This window comes from Pseudomonas sp. GW821-FHT09C09, assembly GCF_059418105.1.
Genome location: NZ_JBWKPF010000001.1, coordinates 510908 through 536181 on the forward strand (window position 1 = coordinate 510908; position 25274 = coordinate 536181).

Consider the following 25274-nt stretch of genomic DNA (forward strand, 5'->3'; position numbering starts at 1 on the left):
CGGGCCGCTTTTTTATTTTTTGATTGAAGCTGGAACCGATTTAATCGTCCATCCCTCTGCCGCTGAACAAGCGGTTGATCATCTCCATCGAGAACCCCCGATACGCCAGAAACCGGCCTTGTCTGGCTCGCTCCTTGGCGTCGACGGGAAGCTGTCCGGAGAACTTCCGTTGCCACGTGTCTGTCAGTTGCTCTTGCCAGTTGATGCCGCTCTCACGCAAGGCAAGTTCGATATCGGCACGCTGCAAGCCGCGCTGACTGAGCTCCTCACGAATCCGTAACGGGCCGTAACCTGAACGGGCGCGATAAGAAACAAAGCTTTCCAGATAACGGGCTTCGGAAAGCAGCCCTTCTTCCGTCAATCGGTCGAGGGCTGTTTCGATCATCTCGGGCGGGGCGCCGCGCTGACGCAGTTTACGCGTCAGCTCGACTCGACCATGCTCGCGGCGTGCGAGCAGGTCCATTGCGGTTCGCCGCACCGCGACGAGGGTATCGAGTACGGCGGTTGTCATCGGTGCAATCAGATGTCAGCGTCAGCCAGGTCGTCTTCGGTCTCTGTGACCGCAGAAGCCTTGGAGTCAGCGATCACGGCTGGCGACAGCAGCTTGTCACGCAGTTGCTTCTCGAGCTTCGCCGCGACTTCCGGGTTGTCTGCCAGGAACTTGGCCGAGTTGGCCTTGCCCTGACCGATCTTGGTGCCTTCATAGGCGTACCAGGCGCCGGACTTCTCGACGAAACCGTGCAGCACGCCCAGGTCGATCATCTCGCCGTTCAGGTAGATACCCTTGCCGTAGAGAATCTGGAACTCGGCCTGACGGAACGGCGAAGCCACCTTGTTTTTCACAACCTTGACGCGGGTTTCGCTGCCGACCACTTCGTCGCCTTCCTTCACCGCGCCGGTACGGCGGATGTCGAGACGGACCGAAGCGTAGAACTTCAGCGCGTTACCACCGGTGGTGGTTTCCGGGCTGCCGAACATCACGCCGATCTTCATGCGGATCTGGTTGATGAAGATCACCAGGCAGTTGGCGTTCTTGATGTTACCGGTGATCTTACGCAGCGCCTGGGACATCAGACGGGCTTGCAGGCCCACGTGCATGTCACCCATTTCGCCTTCGATTTCAGCCTTCGGCACCAGTGCCGCCACGGAGTCGACGATGATCACGTCAACAGCGTTGGAGCGCACCAGCATGTCGGTGATTTCCAGGGCCTGCTCGCCGGTGTCCGGCTGGGAAACCAGCAGGTCGTCGACGTTGACGCCCAGTTTGCCGGCGTACTCAGGGTCAAGGGCGTGTTCGGCGTCGACGAATGCGCAGGTCGCGCCGGCCTTCTGGGCCTGGGCGATCACGGACAGCGTCAGTGTGGTTTTACCGGAAGATTCAGGACCGTAGATTTCAACAATACGGCCTTTTGGCAGACCGCCGATGCCGAGCGCGATGTCCAGACCCAGAGAGCCGGTGGAAATGGCCGGGATCGCCTGACGGTCCTGATCGCCCATACGCATCACGGCACCCTTGCCGAATTGACGTTCGATCTGACCCAGGGCCGCAGCCAAGGCTTTCTTCTTGTTGTCGTCCATTAAAGTCCTCACGTAATCAATAAGGCCTGACGGCCAACACCTGTATAAGTAGCCAGTATTATTCCACAGCGTTCGCGGATCGCCTACCCCTGATTTTCGATTTCTCGTGCCGCTAGTCGCAGGAGCCCCTCTAGCGCGGCCTTCACCGTTTGTCGGCGGACTTCGTCGCGGTTGCCGGGGAAGTGCTGCACCTCGCTGGAAACCGCGTCGCCGACACCCCAGGCCAGCCACACCGTGCCCACCGGCTTGTTCGGCGAGCCGCCGTCCGGCCCGGCGATACCGCTGACCGCCACGGCGAACCGCGCACGGCTGTGTTTCTGCGCGCCGCGCACCATCGCCTCGACCACCTCGCGACTGACCGCGCCCACCGTCCCGAACAGTTCGGCGGGCACGTTCAGTTGCTGGGTTTTCTGGCGGTTGGAGTAGGTCACATAACCGGCCTCGAACCAGGCGGAGCTCCCCGGGATCCGGGTAATCGCTTCAGCGATGCCGCCGCCGGTACAGGACTCGGCCGTGGTGACGTGGGCATTGAGCAACTGCAGGCGTCGGCCGAGTTCGGCCGCCAGTTGGGTGAGGTCTTTCACGGCACTCTCCGGATCGGATGGAATGCCTACCACCGTACACGAGCCGGTTGCGCTTTCAATACACAGACTCATTCAAAATGTGCGGGCGCCAGCGCTCTGATATAGGCCTGACAGGCCTGCAGGGCAATCAGTCCGCGATCGCCTTCACCGGTGATGGCGATAATTCGTTGAGCATGCGCCGGGTCAAGTCGGGCGCGTACGGTTGCATGATCCACGCCGCCGGTGCCGGAGGCGGCTGGCACACCGCAGCCTTGGGCAGCGTCGCCTGCGTCGATGAGGACTGACAGGCGCAGATCAGCAGTGGCAAGGCGATCGCGCAGGCGATCCTGATCACGTTGGGCATCACTGAGTGCTCGATAGTGGGTTTGTTCACTGGCCGCGAGCCGTTGCTCCAGGGCCAGACGTTTGTCCTGTTCGGCCTGTTGCGCCGTGGCAGCAGCCTGAGTCAACTGGTTGAGGGCTTCGGCATGCTGTCGGGCCTGCTCGGCCATTTGGCGGCCGTAGCGCCAGTCCTGGAATTGCCAGGCCAGCGCGGTAGCCCCCAGGACCAGCAATGCAACACCGGTTACACGCCAGGAGATGGACATAAAACCGCCCTCGCCCGCGCCCAGATATCCAGGCGATCCTGCAAGCCGTTCAACCCGCCGTTGATTCGACGGGTGATGGTGTTGAACTGATCGCGGTCCGCCAGTTCGTTCAAACCGTTCTGCTCCCAGAACCACGCGGCGGACTCCGCCGCCCACTGCGGTTGCTCGAGCAATTCGGGCAACGACAGCAGACGCTCATCGCCAAACAGTCCGAGACTGCACTGGCGATAGTTGGTGCGGCCAGTGATCTGGATCAGTCCGCGACCGCGATACTTCTGCCCGTCACCATCGGCTTCCGGCGTGTTGCCCAGGCGCAGGGCCAGCGTGCCGGTGTCGTATTTGCTCAGGTATTGATTGTTACCCAGTTCGCGTACATAACGCAGTTGCCCGGACTCATGGCCGACCTGGGCGAGAAACGCAGCGACGCGCTTGGGCGTATCGATGCGATGACGCGCCATGGCGTCGTTGAGCGGTGAAACAAAAACGCCCGCTTGGGAGCGGGCGTTGGGCATGATGTTGCTGAGGTTGTTTTCTGTGATTTGCATAATGCTTGGTCCTCCCTGGATTGCGCCGATTGAATCACGGCTGGCGACCGAATCCGGTCAGCCATTTCTTTGCCAGGGTTTTCAGGGCGCCATCAGGGGCAATGTCTTCTTGCGACGAAAACACCCAGCCGAGGGTGCCGAAGTTCGCCGACCAGTCGATTTGTGGTGCTGGAGTGATCTCGGTGATATCGACCCAGAGCAGATCCGGGTGAAACATCTCGACCATGTTTCCGTCGGTCGAGAACAGTTCGACCACCGTGTCGTTAACGATGCGTGCGTAGGTTTTCATCAGGCGTACTCGTAAATGATCACGACGCCGGGGGCGCCCGAACCGCCAGGCCTGCCCGGTTGAGTGAGGGCATTGGCAATGCCGCCGGCGCCGGATCCGTAGCCGGTTCCCGGTGCTGCCAGACTCATTGCCACACTGCTGCCAAAACCACCTCCGCCCAAAGGAGAGTTCCCACCATGCCCGGCCAGAATCGATCCGGTGACGTTGATTCCCGGACTGCCGGCCGCACCCGCACTGTTAACGATGCTGCCGCCGGTAGCGCTCGTACCCGGAAAGCCACCGACGAACAAGCCAAAATCAGTGATATTGATGACTCCGACATAGGGAGATCCGCCGCCGCCCGGTGCAGATACCAAGGAACCGAAGGAACTGGTCCCACCCGGGCCGGCGCTTGCTGCCACAGCCCCCGCGGCGCCTTTTGCCCCCACGGTTATGACCTGGCTGGCGCCTGTTGCGGCGGAAGAAATCCACGCTTCGGCGTAACTACCGGAGGCCCCGCCCCCGGAAAGTGAAACCTGACTGCCGTTGGTTGCGCCGATACCCGAGCTACCTCCACCACCTCCCAGGACTTTGACCAACACATTCTTCATGCCTGGCGTCGGTACATAGACACCTGAAGCGGTGAACGTCTTGATACCCAACAAACGGCCGCTGTTGGCGTTGCCACCACTTGCATACACCAGCAGCCAACTGTCCAGCGCGGCGCTGTAAACCACAGAACACACACTGCCCGCCACAATCTCGGCAGGTCGCAACGCACTCAACGCCAGACTCAATAGCGGTTTGGGCAGAAGACCATTCGGTGCAAAAGTGCTCGCGCCGGTATTGGCATTGCCTGCCGTGAAGCGCAGCGTCAGCCCGTCCTTCAACGCAGTGATGGCCGGCACATAATTGGCCATGTAGAGATTGGCAGCGCCGATATCCGCTGCATGTTTATCTTCACCGCTCTGGCTGATTTTCCTGATCGCCAGCAACAACTGCGTCGCATCGTTTTCGCTGGGTTCGAGTCCGGCAGACTTGACGACATTCAGCAGCTCATCGGTGATGCCATTGCCCCAGGTCGCGGGGATCAGCGATCCCGGCAACCCGCCGACAACGTCTTCATTGACGAACTTGCCGTTCACCAGCCCGATGCCGGGAACGCTTTTCGGATAGTCCATTTCAGTTTCCCTGATCCATTAGAGTGCCGTTGCCAACCAGCGCGGCGCCACCGGACGATGCTCGCTGAACGGGAAAAACGAAGCCTGTGGCCAGTCCCGCAGCGCGCGCCGAAATGTTTGCAGTTCGGCATATTGCTCGGTGGTCAGTGTGGTGCCGCCGCCATCCTCCAGCTCATCGCGGTCGCGGGCCACCAGACCATCGGTGGCTGCCAGTTGTGCGGTGCGCCAGCGGCGTTCGATGTCAGCGGCTTCGTCTGCCGTCGGCGGTGGTGGATCAACCAGGATCGGAAAACCGTTATCGGCCCGCACGCCAATCACCTTCGCAGTGACCGCCAACTCTTGCAGGAGCGAAGTCCAGTAGGCCTGAGGAATTTCGATGACATCGTCGGGAATGTCCGACGAGTTGATACCCGGTACATAGGCGCCCCGGGTACTGGCGCTGAACAACACGTTGAAGGGGTTCATTCAATAGCCCTTTGCAAAATAGCTCACGGAACAATTGGCGGCGAGGCTGCCGGCCGCATCACGGATTCTCAGCGTGCAGCCCTGTTGGTTGACTGCAATCAACGCGAGCATCGCTGCATCACCTCCGGCGTGAGTGGCCACGAGCGAAAAGAATCCCCTGGGAAACGAGATCGGAAACGTCACCACGACATTCCCGCTGGCATTCGACATACCTGAGCCCCACTGATCGATATTCCCACTGAGGTGCTTTTGATAACCGGGATTGGCCACCAGGCCGGAAAACAGTGGGGCATATTTCAGACTGGCCGTACCGTGTACCGTCCAGATACCGTTCTCTTTGACAACGTTGGCACTCTCGCCACTGTTCATCACAATCGAACTCAGATAAGCGCCTTGCGGGCTTATCTGCGTACTGCCCATGCAGGCAATGGTGATCGCTGCGTTGCTGCGACAGTGAAAGCCGATCGTCGCGCCGTTGGGCACACTGAGGATGTCCGGCAAGGTCACGGTGTATGACGAATTGCCACCCAGGCCGATTGAACATCCGACATCCGCAGCCGTCAGTTGCGTGGCCGCAGACACACCGCGCGCGCTGGCATAGTTGCCAAGTGCTCGCTGAACAAACTCGGACGTCGCCGCCGAACGACTGACATCGAATGGCGCAGCGGTCTGGAACAGTTGAGAACCGCGAAGAGCACCCAACAATTGAGTATTTGACGCCTCACTCGGCGTCAGGCCGCCCGCACGCACAACACCAAGAATTTCCTGCGTGACACCATTGCCCCAGCTCGCCGGGATCAATGAACCCGGCGAGCCTTTGAGCGGGTCTTCATCGACAAACTGTCCGTTCACCAGACCTGCGCTGGGAACACTCTTGGGATAGTCCAAGGCTTATCTCCTTATCTGAAAACATGGGTAGCGTGACGGCTTCAGCCAATTGGGTTGGCCAGCCACTGCGGCGCTGATGGCCGAGAAACGGATGACGGGAATGCGCCGGAATCGGGCCAGTCGCGCAATGCCTGGCGGTACTCGAGCAGCTCCAGGTATTGCTGGGCCTTGAGCGTTGTCCCACGCCCCAGCTCCTGCTCATCGCGATGGCGGGTGACCCGCCATTCGGTGGCCGCAAGTGCGGATTGGCGCCAGGCGCGCGCAGCCGTCAAAGACTCGTTGTCCTCAACCATTGCGACCTGAGCGACTTCAGGAACTGGCGGTTCGCGCAGAGGCTCGACAGCGGGCGTCAACTCAGACATCGGCGCGTCGATTTCAACATCAGCACCTTCGGGCACCTGCACCATCGCCGCGACGAACGCCGGCGCAAACAGTTGCTCGATCGCGTAGTCACCGGTGTCGATCACTTCGACCGCGACACCGTTTTCAATACGTGCATAACGGGCCATTACTCGTACTCCCAGATTTCACAGAAGGCGTTGCCGCCGACGCCGCTCACGACTGATGCGGATGCATTGTTCGAGCACGAACCACTTCCTCCCGAGCCACGAACACCGGCAATACCAATGCTGTTCACACCTATCAGCGGCGCACCGCCATCGAACGGGCTGGGGCCTCCGCCCCCGCAGACCATTCCCCAGTTACCGTTGTACATCGCAAAGGTGCCGGTGATGCCCCGAGCACTGCAGAGGTTGCCGCCCGTAACGACTTGCCCTCCCAAACCGCCTTGCACAAAGCCGGACGCCGTTGGGGACGTCAGGACGGTAATCGTCTGGCCGCCCAAGCCTCCCGAAACACTCAGGTAGGAACCGAAAGAAGCGCCGCCACCGGCCTGGCCAACCGCGTTACGCGGGGCACCGCCGGCGCCCAGAGTGACCGGAACACCGGTCAGCATTTCCGGCGTGACGTCATACAGACTTTCCCCATAAGCGCCCGCCCCGCCGCCACCGCCGATGCCTAGATAATTCGCCGGGATGGGTACACATCCACCCCCCGAGCCACCCGCCCCCACCAGCCGCACGCGAATCCGTCTGGCTCTCGGGTTCGGCTTGTAAACCGTGATCCCGACGGTTTCGATCTGCCTGACCGCCAGCAGTCGCCCGACCGCATCGGTGATGCCGTAACCGGCCAGGGTGGTCGGGGTGTTCTTCAGTTTGGTGAAGTCCACCAGCGCACCGATGGCCGTGGCCAGTTGATTGGTTTTGCTCTCGTCCGGCGTCAGCCCGGCCGCCTTGATGGCGTTGAGAATTTCTTGCGTGACACTGTTGCCCCAGGCGGCGGGGATCAACGACCCGGGCGTGCCGGCAACGGGGTTTTCATCGATAAAACCACCGTCGACCAGGCCGACGCCGGGGATGCTTTTTGGATAGTCCACGTCTGCACTTCCGAGGATCTACAGGCAGCCGGATGCTGGCAGCAATCGTCCGCCTGTGAGATTGATAAGGGGGATAGGTTCAGTCAGGCAGCAGGCGAAACAGCCGTTTTGGCCGGTGCTACAGGCCAGTCGATGGTCAACGGATAATCCGTTTGCAACTCAATCTGCGCCAGCTTCACGGTGTAGCGTTTCCACGCCTGCAGAGCGGTCAACTGTTCGTTGGAAGCCTCGCCCAACTCATAGGCGTATTGCAGCGGTGCGACACGAATGACCACTTCACGCAGGCGATTGTCACGCTCGACGTCAGCCTCGGCGACTTTACCCGCGCGCTCCGCCGCGACATCCAGGACCCAGTCATCGGTGCCCCAGACATAAAACTCGCTCGGGCGCGGTTTGAGCGTCAGGTACTCGGGCAACGGGCCCAGTTCGTTCCAGTAGAAAAAGTTGCCGTTGTCTTTGCGATAGACCGGTCGGTTGCGCAAATCGATCAGTTGCAACGCCGCTCCGTCACGCCACACCCAGACATGACCCGACTCGGCCGGTGGCAGCACCTCGGGCAATTCGATAGCGTTGCCCGGAAGAACGACACCCATGCCCGGGATGACCGGCAACTCGACCGGGCCGTTCAACTCCTGCGTTCTTTCATTCACATAGTAATAAGCCATATGCACCTCAAATAAGTTTCAATCGACCGGGGTACGCAACGTTTCTGGGACGGGTCATCCCCCAATAGCCACTCACCAGATTTTCCGCCGTCGTAGCACCGGTCCAATAAACCAGACCCGCGAACGTTGTCGGATCGGTTCCGACCGTCGAAAGGTCGCCGATCCCGTGAACGGCCGGCGCGTATCCGTTATCACCGGTTATGTTGGTGCCGTTTTGCCAGGAGCCGGCCACTCGCCCGGTATCAATGTTGCGTTGTTCATCAAGCACCCGGATGAATTCGCCCCGAACCTCCGGCCCGCGGAATGTCTTGATGCCGTCACCACTGCTCCAGCCGCCAGCACGACTGGCTTCGGCACGCAGCATTCCGGATTGAACAGCGTGATCCCACAACCAGGGCCATTCGGCGCGCAGGAATTCCCGACCGTTCAACGCGCCATAACCGCCAGGGTTCAAGGTGGTCGAACTTTCGAACACAATCCGCCCCAAAGGCGTCGTATCGAAGCGCCCGACCGGCCACCAGTTGCCCGAACCGTCGCTGCGCAGATGCCACCAGTCACCCGCCCCCACCAGCACCAGAAACGGATAACCGCTGGCGGACAAATGCGTGTGAAACCTTATGCGGTCGTTGCCGGCGGCCTGAACCACCAATCGGTTGGCACTGTTGTCGGTACGACGGACGATCACATCCCGTACTCCCGCCAGCGCACTCACTGCCGGCAAGGTAATGGTGGTATCAGCCGCATTAGCGCTGATCAGTACGAGCCCGAGCTCATCGGCGATCAACGCTTTCGAGGCAGACACCTCCGTCACCCGCGAGGTCATGGGACTGGCCAGGCTCAGAAGCTTCTTGAAAGCCGAGAGCAACTGATCGTTGATGCCTTCGGCCGGCGTCATGCCGGCCGCTTTGATCACACCCAGCAACTCTTCGGTGACACTGTTGCCCCACACCGCCGGAATCAGCGAGCCCGGCGTTCCCGCCACCGGGTTTTCATCGACGAAGCGGCCATCGACCAGGCCGATGCTGGGGACACTTTTTGGGTAATCCATGGGTACTCGTTCCTCTGTAATGACAAATGAAACGTGGCGGCGCGAAGACTTTCGCAACGGCGCAAACATTTCAGTTTCTGAAAATAAAAAGCCCACATGAAGTGGGCTTGGGTAAGGCGGACTGCGATTACGGGGCTGGAGGCGCCACTAGTTCACGAATGGCCTGCAGCGCCTCATCGGCGGCAGCGCGAGCCTGATCCATCTGGCTTTTGCTAGCGTACGCACGGATCTGGGTCTTGGCTTTCAGGCGCACGGTTCGCAGGGTCAGCAGGTTTTCGCTCAGCTGGGCAGCCTTGTCGAGGATCTGCTCGGCCGCCTGCTTCGCCGACCGGCCTTTGGCGACCCAGGCAGCAACGGACAGCGGTACTTCCTTTTTCGGGTAGCCGGCATTCTGATAGACCTGAGCGTCAATAGCTGCCTGGGCGTACTCCAATGCCTTGAGCGGATCACCTGCCAACACGCTGCGCGCACTGTCGGCGACAGCATCGACTCGGGAACAAAGGCTCTCGGCCTCTTGTTGTTCGAGTGCAGCCAGTTTCAAAGGGTTCGACACCCACTGTTGACCGTCCCACTCGTGGTCGGGCGCAGGTTGTGGCGTACGCAACTCGTCACCGAACTGATGAAGGTCCTGAATCACTTTCATCGGAGCAACTCCCACACAATATGAACATTGACGGCATTGCTGAAATTGACCCCGATACCCGAGGTGTAATCGGTGACAGGATGATTTTTGATGCCGATGCCATGCAACGCCTCGTCTTTCAATGCGCTCGTGGAGCCAAGGCCATGCTGAGACTGGAACGTCTGCCATAACGAGCGGAGTTGCGAATGATCAAAGCTGGCAGACAATGTCGATACCGTGACATCCCCTACCTCATTGTTGGTGGTAATGACGGTTGGATATTTGCCAGTCCATCCTGCCGGATTGCCCGAGATCGCCTGCGTGCCAGGCGAAAGAAAGGTGTAACTGGACCCCACCCAGCCGACCTCCGAGAACCCTACGTTCGTTACCAACGTGGCTGACGGCGTTGGATTGCCGACCGTCAGTCGTGCCGCTCGTGCATGCGGATCCAGAGGCAGATAAATCACGCCGGTCCCATTGACCGTCTGGCTCCAGGTGAGCCGTGCCCGGTTATAGATCGTCAGAACCGAAGGCAAGGTTCCAACGGTTCCGGTCAGAATCCAGGCAACGCACATATCCAGACTGGTAGACGGAAAACCGCCGCCTCCCACCCCATCTGCGGTGCCTTTGAGAGAGGCAGGCACTGCGTCAGTCGGCGTACCACGCTGCACATAAAACGTCAGTGCACCGGCGATCACCTGAGCACGCAAAAAATACCCCGTGTTAGGTAAAAGATCTGCACTGGTCCAGCTTTGCGTGGTGAAAGTACGCGACCTGCCCAACTGACCGTCCACAACCTCCTGGCCCAGGCTGACCGGCACACCGGGGGGAACCGTGACCTTGCCGCCACTGGTAGCCGCCGCGCTGCCGGTCACGGAAAGTCGACCCTCTGCACTGGCGATCGTCGGCAACGGCAACGAGCCAATCGGCAGTGCCGAATCCAGCGTCCAGCCCTTGCTCGAAACGCTGCGAATCGCCTGCAACAACTGATCGTATTTCTTCTCGTCCGGAGTCAGGTCCCCGGCCGTGATCACGTTAAGAATTTCCTGCGTGACACCGTTGCCCCAGTTCGCCGGGATCAACGATCCCGGTGTCCCGGTCAGCGGGTTTTCATCGATAAATTTCCCATCCACCAGACCGGCGCTGGGCACACTCTTCGGATAATCCATTACGTTATTCCCTAGTCATAATTGATGTGCACCCTGGTGTGCGCCGGTGCCGCCCGGTGAATCAGGCATTCAAGCGCCGAGCCCGGATTCACGCCGAAGCGTTCGCCCCAGTAACTCGCGCCGAAACGCCGTCCGAGCAGCAGGCGGCCACCGGTGTTGAGCGTCCACATGAACTGCGCTTCCCAGGTGCCCCAATGCGCCGCACCGAAACGCGAACGGCCCATGCGCGGGGCTTCGAATTCGGTGATGGTGGCGTTCGGGTAACCCTGGCTTCTGGCGATTTCCAGGTAGTAGCCGACGGCCTGGCTGCCGACCGCCAGCAAGCGGCGGCGCACGGCGAGGCGGCGGTCGTCGAACAGCGGCGTTGCGCCGAGGCACGGATCGGGCAGGTTCATCACCTGTTCCCAGTCCGGCACCAGTTCGCTGACGCCGGCCGGGTCCATCTCGTTGAGCAGGTCGGCGGCGCGGGCATCGAGACGCGCCAGTTCGGCGGCGACGCCTTGCAGCACCTCTTCCAGCTCCGGCACCCGCTCCGGGTCCCATGCCGGGCCGCTGGGCAGCAAGGCGCGCAGTTGCGCCTGGTATTGCGCGGCGGTTCTTATGGCAGCCATACGCAACCCCCGAAGGTCAGCAGTTCGCTGTCACCGGCGGCTACGTTCGCCACAGGGGCCGAAAGGACGTGGTCGGTTTCACCCGCCGCACTGCTGATCGCTTCGCGGATATGGCTGATCAGCAGGTCTTCACCCAAGTCGGCTTCGCGGTTGTGCAGATCGCGCAACTGGGTTTCGACGGCGGCACGTACGGCGGTGGTGTCGGGTGTCAGCTTCAACTGATAGGTCACCGCTTTCTGTTCCGGTGCCCGCACATGCACTTCGGCGGTCACCGGACGCAAGGGTTCGATGTAGGCCTGCACCTCGGCCAATTGGTCGGCCGTGGGCACGGGTTGCGGATCGTCGTCACGCATGATGTAGACGCCGACCGTGCCCGGTCCGAGAAAACCGCCACGGCACCAGGCGCGGGTTACGCCCGGCACTTCCAGCGCCCAGGTTTCGTAGTCACTGGCCGAGCCGCCATGGGGAATGACGCGATAGGAACGAATCACTCGCGAGCGTAACGATTCCAGGCTTTCCCGTGCCACACCGCCATTGAGTCCCGGCGCCAGCACCACAAAGCTGTTGCCGACAACGCCGGCAATCGGCTGCACCGGAGTCAGCGCCAGTCCGGCATCGGCGTTGCCGAGGCTGCCGGCATCCAGCGCCGCGATGGTGGTGGTGTTACTGCCATTGAAGGTGGTGCGCGCGGTGGTGACTTTGTAGGTACGGCCATCGCTCGATTGCAGCAGCGTATCTACATCCAGCACCGCGCCCGCAGTTGCAGTAAAACTGATGCTGCCGGTGGCGACTTGCGCCGGTTTGCGCGGCTGGTTCAGGCGCAGCGCGGCGATGCGCTCCAGAGTCGACTCGTCGGCGGTGTCGGGCAGGATCTGCTCGGCAATCCAGTCAAGGTAGCCATACAGACCGTAAGCGGCACCACCGACGGTGCGGGCCAGGACTTGCGCATCGGACTGGCGCAGCGAATCGCCGGCCAGGTCGCTTTGGGTGCGCTTGATCAGCACCGGCAGCGAAGGGGTTTCAAACGGCATAGATCACCTGCCAACTGTTATCGGGGTTGATGTCCAGGCGTTCGCCGTCGGCCAGGGTCAGGACCGTACGCAGGTTCAGGCGCTGGGCGTCGAGGCGTTCGCTGATGATGTCGATGGCGCTGCAATGGCCGTCGTCGATCAGCCATTGCAGGGCTTCGCGGGCATAGAACTCGGCGTCCATCTGGGTCTGCCGGGTCAGCTTGACCCGACGCAGCAGCCACAGCCGCGAGCCGATGCGATCGTCGGCCACGGTGGGAAAGGTGTCGCCCCACCAGCCGTAACGCTCCTCGTCGTCGAGGGCATCGTCGTCGGCCGCACGGCGCCAGGAGAACAGGCTGATCAGCACTGAACGGGTCAGCGCGGCGTGAAGGTTCTGACTGAAAAGCATCACTGACCTCCCGCCGGCACGCCGGTCTGGCCGCTGCCGCCCTGCACGCCGCCATGCACGTGCTTGATCTGGCTGATGCCAGCGGCCACCTGATCGCCTTTGGAAACGATCTTGCCGGTCTGGTTGATCACCGGCGTCTCGAAGTTCACGGCAGTGCTGGCGCGGATGTTGAGCGTGGCGGTTTCGATATCGATGATCCGCCCGCGCTTGAAGTGGATCTTGTCGCCTTCGTCGGTGTAGATCGCCACCTCGCCGGCCGCCAGCGATTGCAGGCGATAACGGCGGTCAGCGACCACCAGGGCGATGGCGTGGGAACGGTCACCGCCGAGGAACGTGACGACACCTTCGGCGCCGGCCAGCGGATGGCTGGTGAAGCCGTAGGGTTCGAAGTGCTCCAGGTCATCGTTCACTTCGCCGGCGGTAAGGCGCATTTGCAGCGATTGCAGCTTGGTGGCCGAACTGGCGAGCACGACAGTGCCGCGCGCCAGCAGGCGTGTCAGTAGGCTCATAGGGTTTTCCTTGGAGGGCGGTGTCGGGCTCAGGTCTTTTTCGGGGGAGTCGGGTTCGCGTCGAAGGTATGCGGCGGTGCCACTTGCAGGGTGGTCACCGAGCCCTGCGCCGACAGCGAATACGTCACCTTGGAAATCAGCATGTCTTCATCGAAGCCAAGCACCGGATCCTTGACCCGCACCAGGGTGTTGTGACGCCACAGGTCACCGTTGGACTGACGCCAGCCCTGTACCTGATAAGTCGTGGTCAGCGCCCGGCCCATGCGCGTGGCGCTCTCCCACTGGGCCCGTTGCTGGGCCAGTTCGAACGTCAGTTGCGAGCCTTCGTTGATGATCGTGGTACGCCGGCGTTTGAAACTCAGGTCGGCCGCCGTCGATTCCACTTCGCTGGCCGCCGCCCCGCTCTTCTTGTCGTTGCCCTTCTGCTGGCCGATCACCCGGTATTCGGAAAACACCTGGCTGAAATCCATCGGCGCATTGGCCGAGAGAATGTTCTTGCCCAGCTCCAGTGCATCGCTGGCGCGGCCGCCGCTGCCCGGTCTGGCGAGTACCAGCCGGCCTTCGGCGTCATCCGTGGAAAACACCCGGTACAGCGAGAGCAGACGGTCGATCGACTGAAACGCCGTTTCACCCGGCACAATCGTGTGTTTGCTCAGGCGTGCGGTCTCGGGAATTTCGTTGACCACCATCAACGCGTACTCCATGGCCAGGGCCTGGACGATGCTCAGCAGCGACTGATCCTGCCATTGGCCGGGGTTGTTTCGCGCTGCGCAATCCACCAGATCCTGGGTCTTGGAGCTGCCTTCGATGCTCAGGCTGATCTGCCGCCCGTCATAACTGATCGGGGCCTTGAAGACATAACCGGTGAGCACCAGATCCTGGCCGATCCGCACTTCGCACGGGTCGCCGGCCTTGATCCGCTGATCCACGGTCTGCCCCGGCCATTGCCAGGTGATATCGAGTTTGAAGGTGCGGAACTGGCGCTCCAGGTCCGCGGAGATCTCCACGCTTTTCCAGCCACCGAATTCCAGGTTGCCGACGGTGAGCGTGACGCGGTTGTCAGTCTCGCTCATGGCTCACTCCCTGGAAACCTTGACTTCGTTGGGTGGGAAGCTCGGGTGAGACAGCCCGTTGCGCTGAATGACCTCGGTCACCCGAGTGGCGTCGCCAAACTGCTTGTAGGCCACGACCAGCGCCGGAAAGGTTTCCTGGAAAGTCTTGCTGACCAGTCGCACACCGGACGACGCCACAGCCTTGAAGTGCCCATTCAGCGCCTCCTTCAGATCGCCGATGGCCTGGTAGTGCGCGGGATCGGCCTTGTCCTGAGCCATTTGCAGCACTTCGTTCAACGCTTTTTGCAGCGTTTGCAGATCATCCGTGACCGGCACTTCCTGACGGCTGACCGGCTGTTTCGATTGTTGGTCCAGCGAAGGTGTCGACGACAGTTTCACCGGCGTCGACGCCACCGGCATCGACGCCACCCACTGCGCCACTTTGACGATCAGGGTGTCCTGCACCAGATTGGCCAAGGCCTGCGCCGCAGCGGTGGTGTCCTTGCCGGTGGTGATTTTCGGTGCGTCGGCCTTGCGGATGGCTTCGATCTGTTGGGACACGTCGGCAATCACGCCACGGTAGCCCTCCTTCGCGAACTCCTTCAGCTCCTTGATATCGCCGAGCAAGCCCTTGAACTCCGCCGCCACTTCCTTGGGCAGTTCCTTGACGGCCCTGACCAGTTCGGTGATCTGCTTGTATTGCGCGATCAGCGGTTTGAGTTGCTCCTTGATCACGTCATACACGCCAGTGAGGCTGTTGCGCAGATTGGTGATGCCGATCCGCGCCGCCTTGATCAGGGTCATCGCCTGTTCGAAGCGCGCCACCGCCGAGCCGAGCAAACCGTCAGCCTTGGCCAGCAGCACTTTCTGCGTGCTGACCGTCGCCGTCGGAAACGGCAGCGGTCGGTCCGGGTAGAACTTCAGGCTGAAGGTCACCATCCCGCCGTCCTGACGGGTGTGCGTCATGTCGCACTCGCCGACCTTGACCTGCAAACGTCCCAGCCACGGATGCACCAGTTCGCCGCTGCCCTGCTCCAGGGCCTGGAGCAGCTTGTCGCGCTGCTCCAGGCAATCAGCACCAATGATGAACGCCGTCAGGTCGTGGGTCTTGGCTTGCTGGCCGAGATCCTCGAAAAACGGCAGGTCGCGTTGCGGGTATTCATGCAACTGCCCCTTGCGACCGACCGGGGTTTTCGCCTGGTCGATCCAGAAGCCGACACCACGAAAGGATGCCGGCAACAAACGGTCACGCCAGTTCATTGGAACCTCCTGCCGATAGCGAGCGATAGCCGATGCGCGAACTGAGCGCCAGCCCCGGTTGATTGGTTTGCGGTTGATCGGTGCGCAGTCCCGCCGGCGCGTTTTCGAAGCGCACCGTCAGGCCGCCTTCGAGTTGCGTGCGGTTGTTGGCGGCGCTTTGCTGGATCAGGCTGTTGGAGGTTTGCGACAGTGAGCCGCCCTGCAGAGCAGGTTTATCCTGCGCAATGCCGGAGCCCGACAAGCCATTCGACGCTGACTCGCTGTTGCCGCCAAAGAACGCCGGCGCCAGCTCACCCTTGCCTTCGGCATTGGTTTTTTTCTGAGCTTCGGACAGGCCTTCGATCTTGCCGGTAATCTTGGTGATAAACCCGCCGAAGCTGCCGCCAAGCATTTCCCTGATCGGCGCCATGTACGACTCGATCTTGTCCGCAAACTCACGGATACGATCGGTCAGCGGGGCCCACTTCAAATCAAACATTTCCAGCGGTGAACCCATGAACGGCAGGCCGAAAATGGCGCCCAGCGCCATCATCACCGCACGAATGGATTCTGTTTTCTCGGCAAAGAACGCAGGCACCTGGCCCCAGAGTTCGTTGATCCTGTCCATCGGAATGTAGTCGTTGAAAATCCCGCGCAACGTCTCCTTGAGTGGCACAACCAGCGCTGCCAGCAAGTCCCAGATGGCTGCGAACAATCCGGTGACAGGTCCCCAGTTGTTCACTATCAGGCCCAGTGGCGTCCAGCCGAACCCCTCCTTCAGGGCCGCGAAGGTCGAGGCCACGTTTTCCTTGATGCGCCCGAAAATTGCCGCAAATATCGGGCTGATTGTCCCCCAGTTGTTGAGGATCATCCCTAGAGGAGTCCAGGCAAACATCGATTTGTAGAACTCGATCACGGGCACTGCCACGGCCTTGAGACCTTGCCAGAATCCCCTGAAGAACTTGGTGACCGGCCCCCAGTTACTGATCAACATCCCCAAAGGCGTGTAACTGAACATCGTCTTGAAAAACTCGGCCATCGGCATAACCACCGGGGCGATTTTCTGCCAGAGCCCGATAAAAAACGTCGAGACCGGTTTCCAGTAAGCCACGATCAGACCGGCGGCCAAGGCGATGCCGGTGGCAATCAGCATGACCGGGTTGGCCTTCATCACCATGCTCATCACGTCGAAGACCTGAGTCGCACCGGCCACGGCGGTCTGCATCGTCGAGAACGCGATAGCTCCCGCCGCGAGGCCCTGCACCAGCTCGGGATTGTCATTGAGCAAGTTGCCCACCCCGGTCATCAACGGCTCAAGTCCGACGACCACCGCGCCCACCGCCGGCACCAGGGCGGCATTCACCGCCGTGGAAACCTTCTCCATCGACGCGCTGAACACGTTCATGTTCTGCGCAGCGGCTTTCGGTGCGGCGGGCAGATCCACGGTTTTCGCCGTCTCGCTGACTTCGCTCAGCTTGCCCTGAAAGGCGGCGGCGGATTTGATGCCGTCCACGAACGGCGTAATCACGCTGCCGCCCTTGAACAGACCGCTGATGTCCAGTTTGCCGAGGCCGGTCTGTTCGAGGTTTTTCTTGAAACTCTCGACCTTTACTCGCAGGGCGCCGAGTTTGGGCGACAGTTCATCGATGCCCGTCAGCAGCACCGAGGTTTTCTCTTTCTTTTCTTCGTCTGCCATCACTGCACCTGCTGCATCGCATTGATCCGTTGCGCGTGCTCCAGCGATTCGCGAAGCACATCCAGTGGCCTGGCCATCATCTGTTCGGGGTCAACCTTCCAGAACCAGGCCAGGTCATAGGCGACCGAAATCAGGTCGGTGATGGCTCCGACGCCGCACTCATGAAAAAACTCGCAACGGCCCAGCTCAGCGCGTTGAGGTCAGCCAGATCCAGCTGGTTGACCGACGACGGTGGAATGCCGGCGCACACGGCGATGTATTTGGCCGCCACGTCCATGTCGAGGCTGACTTCTTCGCTCTTGTCGATCTTGTACGGCAGCGCCTTGATCGCTCGCACCTCCTGCACCGTCGGACGGCGCAGGACGAGTTCGGTCAGGGGCTCGCCGTGAGCTTCGATCGCAACCTGAAGCTTCACGGCGCCGCTCATTGCCAGGTCCCCTTGATGCCTTCGAATTTCAGTTCGATGGTGGCGTCATCGCCCTTGGAGACTGGTTCTTCGACCAGGTAGGCACCGGCCAGCACATAGACTTTGCCGTTGCTGAATTCGCAGGTGACGGTGATGTCGGTGCCTTCGATCAGCTTCTTCAGCGGGAAGTCGGCGGTGTGCAGCGCGGTCACCTTGAACGATGGCGCGATGTCGGTTTCCTTGTAGAAACCCGGCACGACGGTTTCGCGTTTGACGGCCATCAGCGGGGCTTCGCAGCCGCCATTGATGGTCAGTTGTGCACCGTCGACCTTGACGTAGCAGGTGCCTGCAATCAGTTGACCCATGGTGTTACTCCCTTCAAATAAAAAGCCCACGCGAGGTGGGCTGAAATCACAGTCTCAAACGGGCCGATCAGGCGACGTCGTCGTACTGCAGACGGAACTGGTTGAGCAGTGCGAACACGCGCAGACCGTTGATGTAATCCGGCGGGAACAGCACGTTCACGCGGCTCGGGTCCTGCACGTCGCGCTCGACGATCAGGTGCTCGGCGAACAGCTCGGCGTTTTCCACGTGGCCTTCCAGTTCGAGCTTGGCGTACTGGGCGATCAGTTCACCGCGAATGGTCGCCGGAGTGACGATCGGCTGGCCGGCGCCGAAACGGGTGCCGTCGGAGGCCAGTTTGTGGCGACCGTATTTGCTGGTGATCACGCTTTGCAGACGACGCACGATGAACGCCGACTGGTGCATGGTTTCGCTGTCCAGGTACGAGTTGTCGGCCTGGCCGTAAGCGTTCTTCTGGTAGGTGGTGATCGAGCGCTGGATGCGCACGTAACCGCCTTCGTAGTACGCGGTGGCGATGCCGTAGTTGAGCAGCGACTGACGCTCGGTCAGGGTGAAGCGCTCGCTGGCCGGAGCCGGATCGACGCCTGGCAGGCTGCCGCTCTGGGTCGGACGGCTGGCGTCGGCGGAGATGAACACCGAAGTACGTGCAGCCAGTGCAGCGGCTTGTACCCATACCGGTTGCGGAACGCCCGGCTCCAGCGCCTGAATGGTCATGTGCTGGTCATTGCGCGCCTGACCGGCTGCCACCAGAGTGCCGACGGTGCCGCGTTTGGCGCTGTAGACGTGACCGAACAGTTGCTTGGCCCACGACCAGCGACCGGTGCTGTCGTCCATCACTGCTTGCCAGGTGTTCAGGGTGGCCAGGTCGGACCATGGCAGCGCGATGAATTCGAACGGCTCGTCACCCAGTGCGGCAACGGCAGCCACTTGATCCGGAACACCGACGCCGCCGGTCATGGCGGTGATGGCGGTGGTCAGGCCGGCCGGGGTTTCTTCGCCGTTGCTCTTGCCCAGGCGATTGAATTGCAGGCTGATGTCGTTGCCGCTCTCGCCAGTCCATTTGGCGTTCAGGGTGACCACACCTTCGGCGGCCGCAGCGCTCACCGGCAGATCGGCGGTGGCGTTGATTTTCTGTGCCAGGGCGGTGGCCGCCTGGGCAGCGGTGGCACCGTTGACCACGGTGGCCTGTACACGGACGCCGCCGACATACAGGTTGAGCACGCCAGCCTGAGTTGCGGTGCCAGTCAGGGTCAACACGCCTTTGGCGATAGCGCCGGTGGCGTTGTGCAGCGGCAGGCACCAGATCTCACCGATCGGGTCGGCCTTGCGGAAGGTCTCGTACATCGACGCCAGCATCGAGCCCTGGCCGCCAATGCTCTTGGCCAGTGCCACGCTGGAAACCAGCACCAGTTTGCCGACTTCGCTCGGGGCGATATTGTCGTTGACCTGCGCCACGATCAGGCGGCGCATGGACGAGGACGCGCTATTGGCGGCCGAGTTGTCCATTTCGGCATAGAACAGCGGTACACGAATGTCCGCAGGAATGTTGCTGAATCCGATCGCCATTATTTGGCTCCCTTTTGTTTAGCTGTTGCGGTTTTGAGGGTGATATCGCCGTCGGCCAGACGCCGGCGCCACCAGGCGCTGTCCAGCACTTCACGGCCTTCCAGTGGCAGCAGGTCGCCTGCTTCCGGGTCCGGCACGGCACGGCCGGCGGCCGGCACTACGGTGATGCGGTTGCTCATGGGGTTACGTCTCCAGAGAAAGTCATTTCCACGCGCCCGTCAGGGCCCGGGTGTTTCAGGTTGGGGTCGGCCGGGTCGATCGCATCGACCCGCACGGTGACCCCGGTAAAGGACGACAAACCGTCCAGTTCACGTTCGTGCCAACTCTCCGCAGGCTGACTTGGCAGATTGCGGCCCAGCTGGAACTCGGCAAAAAAGCGCAGCCGGTAGAACGCGCGGCTGCTGTTGATCGAGACCGTTTCGCCGCCGTCATAAACGATGGCGCTGTAGTCGGAACCGGGCTTGAAACCCACCAGCGCCCGCCACACTTCGGCACGCAGGTCGTGCAACAGATCCAGCGCTTTTGTGGCGTCCGTGGCATCAAGTACCAGGATGATTTCGAAGCGGTCGCGGATCGGCTGGCTGGCGGAGTTTTGTGCGGTGCTGGCGCTGGCCAGATCGGCCAGCGGTAAAACGTGGGCCGACGGGGTCGGCAGATTCGGGTTGCCTTGCAGCAGCGCCAGGTCGACACCTGTCGCGATATGGCCGGCAAGGCTTGGGCATTGCGCACGCAGCTGCGTGAGGATCGGGGAGATCTTCATGGGGAGCGTTCCAGGTTTTGTGAGTGACCACCGTGAGGGGTGTGGTGGTGAGATCGGGTGGATCAGTCCTTGGCTTTTGCCTCGGGATCCCGGCCGTTTGCTTCGATCAGGCAGCGATAGCTTTCTTCGGGCTTGCCGCTGGCAGTCACCTTTTCAATCGACCAGCGACCGCGCATGAAGTCCGGCCAGGTGTCATCGAGCACCAGCAGGCCCTCGGCAACCAGCAGCGGATCGCCCGGGCAGGTGACCTTCAGCTTGTATTTCTCGCGCAGCATCTTGCGCACTTCGGCTTCGCCGATGGCTTTGGCTTCTTCCACACTGGCCTGTTTCTGACGAACGACCTTGTAGGGCGCCGAGCCGGTTTTCACCTCCACCTGCTTGCCGGCATTGGCGTCCCAACAGCAGACTTTGCAACCCTGATTCTGGGTGCGGGCGGTCTCTTCCAGCGTGGCGCTGATAAAGGCGTGATCGCCCGGCCGATTGTTGTGGGTCACCGACAGCCTCACATCCGGTATCACCTGACCCGACAGGTTTTTGAGCTGCGCCGGTTTCGCCAGTACGTAGAGGTCGTTGAACGGTTTGGCCACCGCGTCGTACTTTTTCGCCAGTCGTGTGATGAAGCCCATGTCGGTTTCGTTCGACTGGTCGACATGAGCGATCCTGATCAGCGCCAGTTCGGGATCGACGCGCGGCGAGAAACCGTGCGGCTCGACCAGTTTGCGAAACAGCCCGCCAAGCGTCGTGGGGCCATGACTGGCCGTGCGCCGTTCCTTGAATCCGGTTTCGTCCTTGCCGCTGAAAGGCGCGGCGGTCGCGACCAGCGTCAGACGCAGCGGGAACAGCGTCGGTGTCAGTCGAGTGACCTTGAACTGGCCCTTTTCGACCAGTCCGGTCTCCAGATACCCCACCCGCAGGCCGATGGTTCCGCCCAGAGTCGGCAAGCCTTCAAGGCCTTCCAGGTCGAGTACCAGCGTCAGTTGATCGGACTCCATCCCCGCGGCATCGATGTGCTCCCAACTGATCAGGCGCTGGTTCAGCAGGTCCTTGTTGGCGCCGTAGATTTCGATCGCCGGCGTAAATCCCTGTGCCATGCTGCCTCCTTAATCCCAGGCCAGAACCGGTTTGATCGCGGCGGGTCTGCTATCGAGTTCCGGGAGTGTCACCCAGACACCGGCCGACAGAATCGGGCCGTGCTCGGCCAGGGTCGGGTTGAGTGCCCACAGGGCTTCTTCGGCGCTGTCATCGCTGCGACCGGTTTCGCGGTAGAGCAACAGATTCACCGAATCGCCGGCCACGCTTCGTACCTTACGCATTGTTGAACTCCGACAATCCGATGACCCACTTGATCACCATCGCGGTGCCGTCATCGATGACCTCGCTCTGGTTTTCGTCGATGCTGTTGATCCGCCACAAACCCCAGTTGCGGCCAATGCCGTCAATCAACGGCAGTGGTGCTCTCAGTGCTTGCAGCGCACGCAGCTCATCGAGCCGCTCCATCGCCACGGCGTACATCGAGGTGCCGGAAATGGTCAGGGTTTCAGGCTTCTGTCCTGTCTGATGGGATCTGGGTTTGCTGTTGAGGATCTGCAGCTCGGTCCAGCCACCCTCGGATTTTCGCGACAGCGTGCTGTAGGCAAAATCCCGGGACAGTCCGAAGATGAAACTGCCCAGGGCCATTTGTTGTTTCATGTGGCGCCTCCATCGGTCAGGGCTGCGTCGCGGCGGGTGGCGAGCGGGTTGTTGGTCAACAGCGGCAGGAACTGGCCGTGGAACTGCCCGCTCAGTTGTTGCCCGATGATCGTGCGAATCTGCTCGGCAGTGTCCGGTGCCGGACAGGTGACCTGGATCAGTGGGGAGAAGGTGACTTGCTGGTTTTGACTTTGGGTGGGAGCGTTGACCAGGTTTTTCGCGACATCTCCCGGCGCAGCGAGTTTGTCGGCGGGCGGGCTGGCGAATGCTTCTCCCGCCAATGAGCCGAAATATCCACCCGCAATACTCCCGATGGCCGTACCGATACCTGGAAGAATAAACGAGCCGACCAGAGCGCCAATGGCTGTCCCCGCCAGCTCACCCGTTGCGCTTCCCACCGCTTTTTCATCACCGTCACGCAAGCCTTTGAGACCTGTGTAAGCGGCGTGCGCCACCATCAACGGGACAGCGACCTTACCCGCCAAAGGTGCCGCCCGAGAAAGCATCGGCATAATCCTGGCTCCGACGCTCCGCACTGCAGGCAAGACCCTGGCAGACGCACGTTTGATCGAAGGCATGACCTTCATCGCTGCACCGCGCAGTCGACTGCCCAGGCTTTGACGAACAGCGGGAGTGCGGGGCTTGGCACCTTTCGCAGAGGCTTTGGCCTGCTTGCCCTGACCCGACTTGCGAGCCGATCGTTTCTTTTTGCGGCCGCCACCGTTGTCATCGTCACCGGTGAGCATATCGCCGACTTCGGACGGTAAACGTGCCGCGGCCAGGCGCAGAAGTCTCGTGGAGACCGCATCAAGCACCGCAGACACGCCGGTTTTCAGAGCGCCCGCCACGAACGGCGTGGCAGCCACACCAAGCAATGTCAGTGCAGCGGTGACGAACGGGAAAGTTTCGGCGGCTGCGCTCAGTCCATTGACCATCGCAGTGAGCCCGATGGCAAAGCCGTCCGTCACCGGGGCCAATGCATTGCCGACTGCCGTGGACAGCCGGTTGAGACTCGCATCCAGCGCATTCCAGCGCCCCTGCGATGTATTGCCATAAGCCTCAGCGGTTTTTCTCGCCGAGTCTGCATACAGGGACTTGTCAGCAACCAGCTTGAACGCCGTTTGAACATCCTCAGGTTTCTTCAACAACTCGAGGATTGCATCGTTGTTGCCAAACAGCGTTTTAGTCAGCGAAGCCTGTTTCTCTTCAGGCTGTTGCTTGAGTTGTTCCAGAACCAGCTTGATCGTTTCGGGTGCATTGTCACTCATCCCGCGCGCGAGCGACTCCGGGTTCAGACCTATGTCGGCCCAGGCCGAACGCTGCGCCGACGATGCGGATTCTCCCTTGCCCAGAACCGTCGTGAAACTCTTCAGCGCCGCTGCGGCATCTGTCTTGCTGGCGCCGCTGTTGAGGAACGCCGCCGCAAGTGCAGCCACTTGCTCGGGTGTCATCCCGGCAGCCTTGGCGCCCTCACCGGCGCTTTGAACGACGGAGCCGATGTCCGCGGCTTTGACGTTCAGGCCACTGTTGCCAAGGTAATGGGTCGCGTCTGCCAGATCCTGGCTCTGCACCCGATCAAGCTTCAGTGTGGTGCGCCAGCCCGACAACATTTCTCCAGCCGCCTTGACATCGATCTTGAAGGCCGAGGCATTGATGGCGGCATCACGGGAGAAATCCTGTAACGCCTCCGTTTTCTGCTCGCCCTTCAGACCATCACTGATGCCGGACCGCAGCGCTGCGAGCTGCACTTGCAGCAGATCCGCGCCGGTAGCCCCGCTGGGGGCAACCCGTTTGTCACTGGCGATTTCCAGGTTCTTTTCCGAGAATGCCTGAAGTGATTTGTTGCTAAGGTGCAGCACCTGATTCAACTCAAACAGCGCCGTCTCGTTGGCCATCGCCGATTGCAGTGTTTTCGGTGGCGGGCGCTGCTCGATTTCCGCCTTGAGTTTTGACTTCGGCTCACTATTGGCGGCTGGCGGTGCCGTGACGACCTTGAACAACGACTGCTGGCTGACCAGCAGTTCCCGCAGCTTGATCTGTTCCTGCGTGAGCAAGCGAATATCCACGCTGGCCAGCGCCATAGTCAGATTCAAGTCCTGCAGCGGTTTGCCAAAGCCATCGGCCACCGCCGACCCGGCTGCTGCGTTGCCACTCTCATTGGCGTATGTGAGCGCAAATTTGCTCTCTGCCATGCCGCTCTACTCCTGTTTCACGCCAAGGCGAGTGATCGCTATGTCGTAGCGGCGCAACGCCTTTTCGGCGTCCCACTCCAGAATTTCCGCCTCACTTACCGGGTAAATGAGCGGCACGATATCGAGGATTACTTCGATGTCGCGTTCTGAAAGAAGGCCGCCGGCTGGTTTAAAAAATCGTCGATGCGCACCTGCAATTGCGTCCAGTCCGGGACGCTCATCAGGGCCAGATCGGGGATCATCAGTCCGGTGCAATGGGCGGTGATGAACTCGGCGCGTTCCTTGGCCGTTTTCAGTTTCTTCATCACTTTGGTGGCCCGCAGCGCCGGCATTTCCAGGCTCAGCGAGGTCACGGTGCGGCCGGTGACGGCGAGCGGTTGCAGCAGTTGCACCTGATCGGGGTCGTCGGACTTTTCCGCGTCTTCGACCTGGTCGAGAAAGTACGACGCCGGACGGGTCGACATCTCGTGCACGTACTGCGCGATGCTCACGTAGTCCGGGCGCTTGAGCTGGTCGAGTTCCTTGACCGACATCCCGGTGGCCAGCAGCGCCAGTTCGAAGAACTGATCGTCTTCATCGTCGCCGGCGCGTTCCAGCGCTTCTTTCTGGGCGGCGTAGAACAGCGGCTTGAGCTGGATCGATTCGATCTGCGAGCCGTCGTCACCGGTGATCGGCGACAGCAGGTCATGCTTGGGTGGCATCCACGACATGAAAGGAATTCCTTGGTGATTCTTGAG

General features: G+C 61.1%; 32 protein-coding genes. All 32 read right to left on the reverse strand.

Translation table 11 applies throughout. From position 1 onward, the window contains the following. Positions 1 to 40 precede the first annotated feature (40 nt). On the reverse strand, positions 41 to 511 hold the full coding sequence (recX, locus tag AC07NR_RS02500) for a recombination regulator RecX (RefSeq protein WP_305837031.1): 471 nt from the start codon (positions 509 to 511) through the stop codon (positions 41 to 43). Between the two features lie 8 nt (positions 512 to 519). Next, on the reverse strand, positions 520 to 1578 hold the full coding sequence (gene recA, locus AC07NR_RS02505; protein ID WP_085712898.1) for a recombinase RecA: 1059 nt from the start codon (positions 1576 to 1578) through the stop codon (positions 520 to 522). A gap of 83 nt (positions 1579 to 1661) precedes the next feature. After that, a complete protein-coding gene (locus tag AC07NR_RS02510; protein ID WP_085712897.1) occupies positions 1662 to 2162 on the reverse strand; it encodes a CinA family protein in 501 nt (166 codons plus the stop codon). A 68-nt stretch (positions 2163 to 2230) separates the two neighbouring features. Continuing rightward, on the reverse strand, positions 2231 to 2749 hold the full coding sequence (locus AC07NR_RS02515) for a lysis system i-spanin subunit Rz (RefSeq protein ID WP_495077737.1): 519 nt from the start codon (positions 2747 to 2749) through the stop codon (positions 2231 to 2233). Beyond that, positions 2728 to 3294, reverse strand: coding sequence for a glycoside hydrolase family 19 protein (locus AC07NR_RS02520; RefSeq protein ID WP_085729863.1), 567 nt, complete (start codon positions 3292 to 3294; stop codon positions 2728 to 2730). The genes AC07NR_RS02515 and AC07NR_RS02520 overlap by 22 nt, the downstream gene beginning before the upstream one ends. 34 nt (positions 3295 to 3328) lie before the next feature. Then, positions 3329 to 3583, reverse strand: coding sequence for a hypothetical protein (locus AC07NR_RS02525; RefSeq protein ID WP_432218786.1), 255 nt, complete (start codon positions 3581 to 3583; stop codon positions 3329 to 3331). After that, positions 3583 to 4743 carry a glycine-rich domain-containing protein gene (locus tag AC07NR_RS02530; protein WP_495077738.1) on the reverse strand — a complete coding sequence of 387 codons (1161 nt, stop codon included), beginning with the start codon at positions 4741 to 4743 and terminating at the stop codon, positions 3583 to 3585. Before AC07NR_RS02530 ends, AC07NR_RS02525 begins: the two co-directional genes overlap by 1 nt. Positions 4744 to 4761: 18 nt before the next feature. After that, a complete protein-coding gene (locus AC07NR_RS02535; RefSeq protein WP_248738137.1) occupies positions 4762 to 5208 on the reverse strand; it encodes a phage tail assembly chaperone in 447 nt (148 codons plus the stop codon). Continuing rightward, positions 5209 to 6096: a gp53-like domain-containing protein gene (locus AC07NR_RS02540; RefSeq protein ID WP_134825685.1), complete on the reverse strand. Its 888-nt coding sequence runs from the start codon at positions 6094 to 6096 to the stop codon at positions 5209 to 5211. Positions 6097 to 6137: 41 nt separating this feature from the next. Beyond that, positions 6138 to 6605 carry a phage tail assembly chaperone gene (locus AC07NR_RS02545; RefSeq protein ID WP_495077739.1) on the reverse strand — a complete coding sequence of 156 codons (468 nt, stop codon included), beginning with the start codon at positions 6603 to 6605 and terminating at the stop codon, positions 6138 to 6140. Continuing rightward, positions 6605 to 7531, reverse strand: a complete 927-nt coding sequence (locus tag AC07NR_RS02550) for a glycine-rich domain-containing protein (protein WP_305837025.1) — start codon at positions 7529 to 7531, stop codon at positions 6605 to 6607. The genes AC07NR_RS02545 and AC07NR_RS02550 overlap by 1 nt, the downstream gene beginning before the upstream one ends. Before the next feature lie 83 nt (positions 7532 to 7614). After that, positions 7615 to 8196, reverse strand: coding sequence for a tail fiber assembly protein (locus AC07NR_RS02555; protein WP_495077740.1), 582 nt, complete (start codon positions 8194 to 8196; stop codon positions 7615 to 7617). Positions 8197 to 8203: 7 nt separating this feature from the next. Continuing rightward, complete coding sequence (locus AC07NR_RS02560) at positions 8204 to 9244, reverse strand: phage tail protein (RefSeq protein WP_248738141.1); 1041 nt, start codon at positions 9242 to 9244, stop codon at positions 8204 to 8206. A 127-nt stretch (positions 9245 to 9371) separates the two neighbouring features. Then, positions 9372 to 9887 (reverse strand): phage tail protein, encoded by a 516-nt coding sequence (locus AC07NR_RS02565; protein WP_495077741.1) that lies wholly within the window; start codon positions 9885 to 9887, stop codon positions 9372 to 9374. Beyond that, the gene (locus AC07NR_RS02570; RefSeq protein ID WP_248738143.1) at positions 9884 to 11035 is read right to left on the reverse strand and encodes a phage tail protein; all 1152 of its coding nucleotides are present in this window, start codon (positions 11033 to 11035) and stop codon (positions 9884 to 9886) included. The genes AC07NR_RS02565 and AC07NR_RS02570 overlap by 4 nt, the downstream gene beginning before the upstream one ends. A gap of 11 nt (positions 11036 to 11046) precedes the next feature. Continuing rightward, entirely contained in the window at positions 11047 to 11646 is a 600-nt protein-coding gene (locus AC07NR_RS02575) for a YmfQ family protein (protein WP_248738144.1), read from the reverse strand. After that, complete coding sequence (locus AC07NR_RS02580; RefSeq protein WP_495077742.1) at positions 11634 to 12677, reverse strand: baseplate J/gp47 family protein; 1044 nt, start codon at positions 12675 to 12677, stop codon at positions 11634 to 11636. Before AC07NR_RS02580 ends, AC07NR_RS02575 begins: the two co-directional genes overlap by 13 nt. Then, a complete protein-coding gene (locus tag AC07NR_RS02585; protein WP_096819584.1) occupies positions 12667 to 13065 on the reverse strand; it encodes a phage GP46 family protein in 399 nt (132 codons plus the stop codon). Before AC07NR_RS02585 ends, AC07NR_RS02580 begins: the two co-directional genes overlap by 11 nt. Next, entirely contained in the window at positions 13065 to 13574 is a 510-nt protein-coding gene (locus AC07NR_RS02590) for a phage baseplate assembly protein V (RefSeq protein ID WP_305837020.1), read from the reverse strand. Before AC07NR_RS02590 ends, AC07NR_RS02585 begins: the two co-directional genes overlap by 1 nt. A 29-nt stretch (positions 13575 to 13603) precedes the next feature. Next, entirely contained in the window at positions 13604 to 14647 is a 1044-nt protein-coding gene (locus AC07NR_RS02595) for a phage baseplate assembly protein (protein WP_495077743.1), read from the reverse strand. 3 nt (positions 14648 to 14650) lie between these two features. Beyond that, positions 14651 to 15886: a DNA circularization protein gene (locus AC07NR_RS02600; RefSeq protein WP_495077744.1), complete on the reverse strand. Its 1236-nt coding sequence runs from the start codon at positions 15884 to 15886 to the stop codon at positions 14651 to 14653. After that, positions 15873 to 17561 carry a phage tail tape measure protein gene (locus AC07NR_RS02605; protein ID WP_495077745.1) on the reverse strand — a complete coding sequence of 563 codons (1689 nt, stop codon included), beginning with the start codon at positions 17559 to 17561 and terminating at the stop codon, positions 15873 to 15875. Before AC07NR_RS02605 ends, AC07NR_RS02600 begins: the two co-directional genes overlap by 14 nt. Positions 17562 to 17691: 130 nt before the next feature. Beyond that, positions 17692 to 17988: a phage tail assembly protein gene (locus AC07NR_RS02610; RefSeq protein WP_003222226.1), complete on the reverse strand. Its 297-nt coding sequence runs from the start codon at positions 17986 to 17988 to the stop codon at positions 17692 to 17694. After that, positions 17985 to 18332: a phage tail tube protein gene (locus AC07NR_RS02615; RefSeq protein WP_007908779.1), complete on the reverse strand. Its 348-nt coding sequence runs from the start codon at positions 18330 to 18332 to the stop codon at positions 17985 to 17987. Before AC07NR_RS02615 ends, AC07NR_RS02610 begins: the two co-directional genes overlap by 4 nt. 67 nt (positions 18333 to 18399) lie before the next feature. Next, the gene (locus AC07NR_RS02620; RefSeq protein WP_248738150.1) at positions 18400 to 19896 is read right to left on the reverse strand and encodes a phage tail sheath subtilisin-like domain-containing protein; all 1497 of its coding nucleotides are present in this window, start codon (positions 19894 to 19896) and stop codon (positions 18400 to 18402) included. After that, the gene (locus AC07NR_RS02625; protein WP_007954893.1) at positions 19896 to 20075 is read right to left on the reverse strand and encodes a DUF2635 domain-containing protein; all 180 of its coding nucleotides are present in this window, start codon (positions 20073 to 20075) and stop codon (positions 19896 to 19898) included. The genes AC07NR_RS02620 and AC07NR_RS02625 overlap by 1 nt, the downstream gene beginning before the upstream one ends. Further along, complete coding sequence (locus AC07NR_RS02630) at positions 20072 to 20656, reverse strand: phage tail terminator protein (protein ID WP_102621403.1); 585 nt, start codon at positions 20654 to 20656, stop codon at positions 20072 to 20074. Before AC07NR_RS02630 ends, AC07NR_RS02625 begins: the two co-directional genes overlap by 4 nt. Positions 20657 to 20718: 62 nt before the next feature. Next, on the reverse strand, positions 20719 to 21747 hold the full coding sequence (locus AC07NR_RS02635; protein ID WP_248738152.1) for a phage late control D family protein: 1029 nt from the start codon (positions 21745 to 21747) through the stop codon (positions 20719 to 20721). A 9-nt stretch (positions 21748 to 21756) separates the two neighbouring features. Then, positions 21757 to 21969 (reverse strand): tail protein X, encoded by a 213-nt coding sequence (locus tag AC07NR_RS02640; RefSeq protein ID WP_423205019.1) that lies wholly within the window; start codon positions 21967 to 21969, stop codon positions 21757 to 21759. Further along, positions 21962 to 22345, reverse strand: coding sequence for a phage tail protein (locus AC07NR_RS02645; protein ID WP_248738153.1), 384 nt, complete (start codon positions 22343 to 22345; stop codon positions 21962 to 21964). The genes AC07NR_RS02640 and AC07NR_RS02645 overlap by 8 nt, the downstream gene beginning before the upstream one ends. Then, complete coding sequence (locus AC07NR_RS02650) at positions 22342 to 24537, reverse strand: phage tail tape measure protein (protein WP_495077746.1); 2196 nt, start codon at positions 24535 to 24537, stop codon at positions 22342 to 22344. Before AC07NR_RS02650 ends, AC07NR_RS02645 begins: the two co-directional genes overlap by 4 nt. 128 nt (positions 24538 to 24665) lie before the next feature. Further along, positions 24666 to 25247 (reverse strand): phage tail assembly protein, encoded by a 582-nt coding sequence (locus AC07NR_RS02655; RefSeq protein ID WP_423205017.1) that lies wholly within the window; start codon positions 25245 to 25247, stop codon positions 24666 to 24668. Positions 25248 to 25274: the final 27 nt, after the last annotated feature.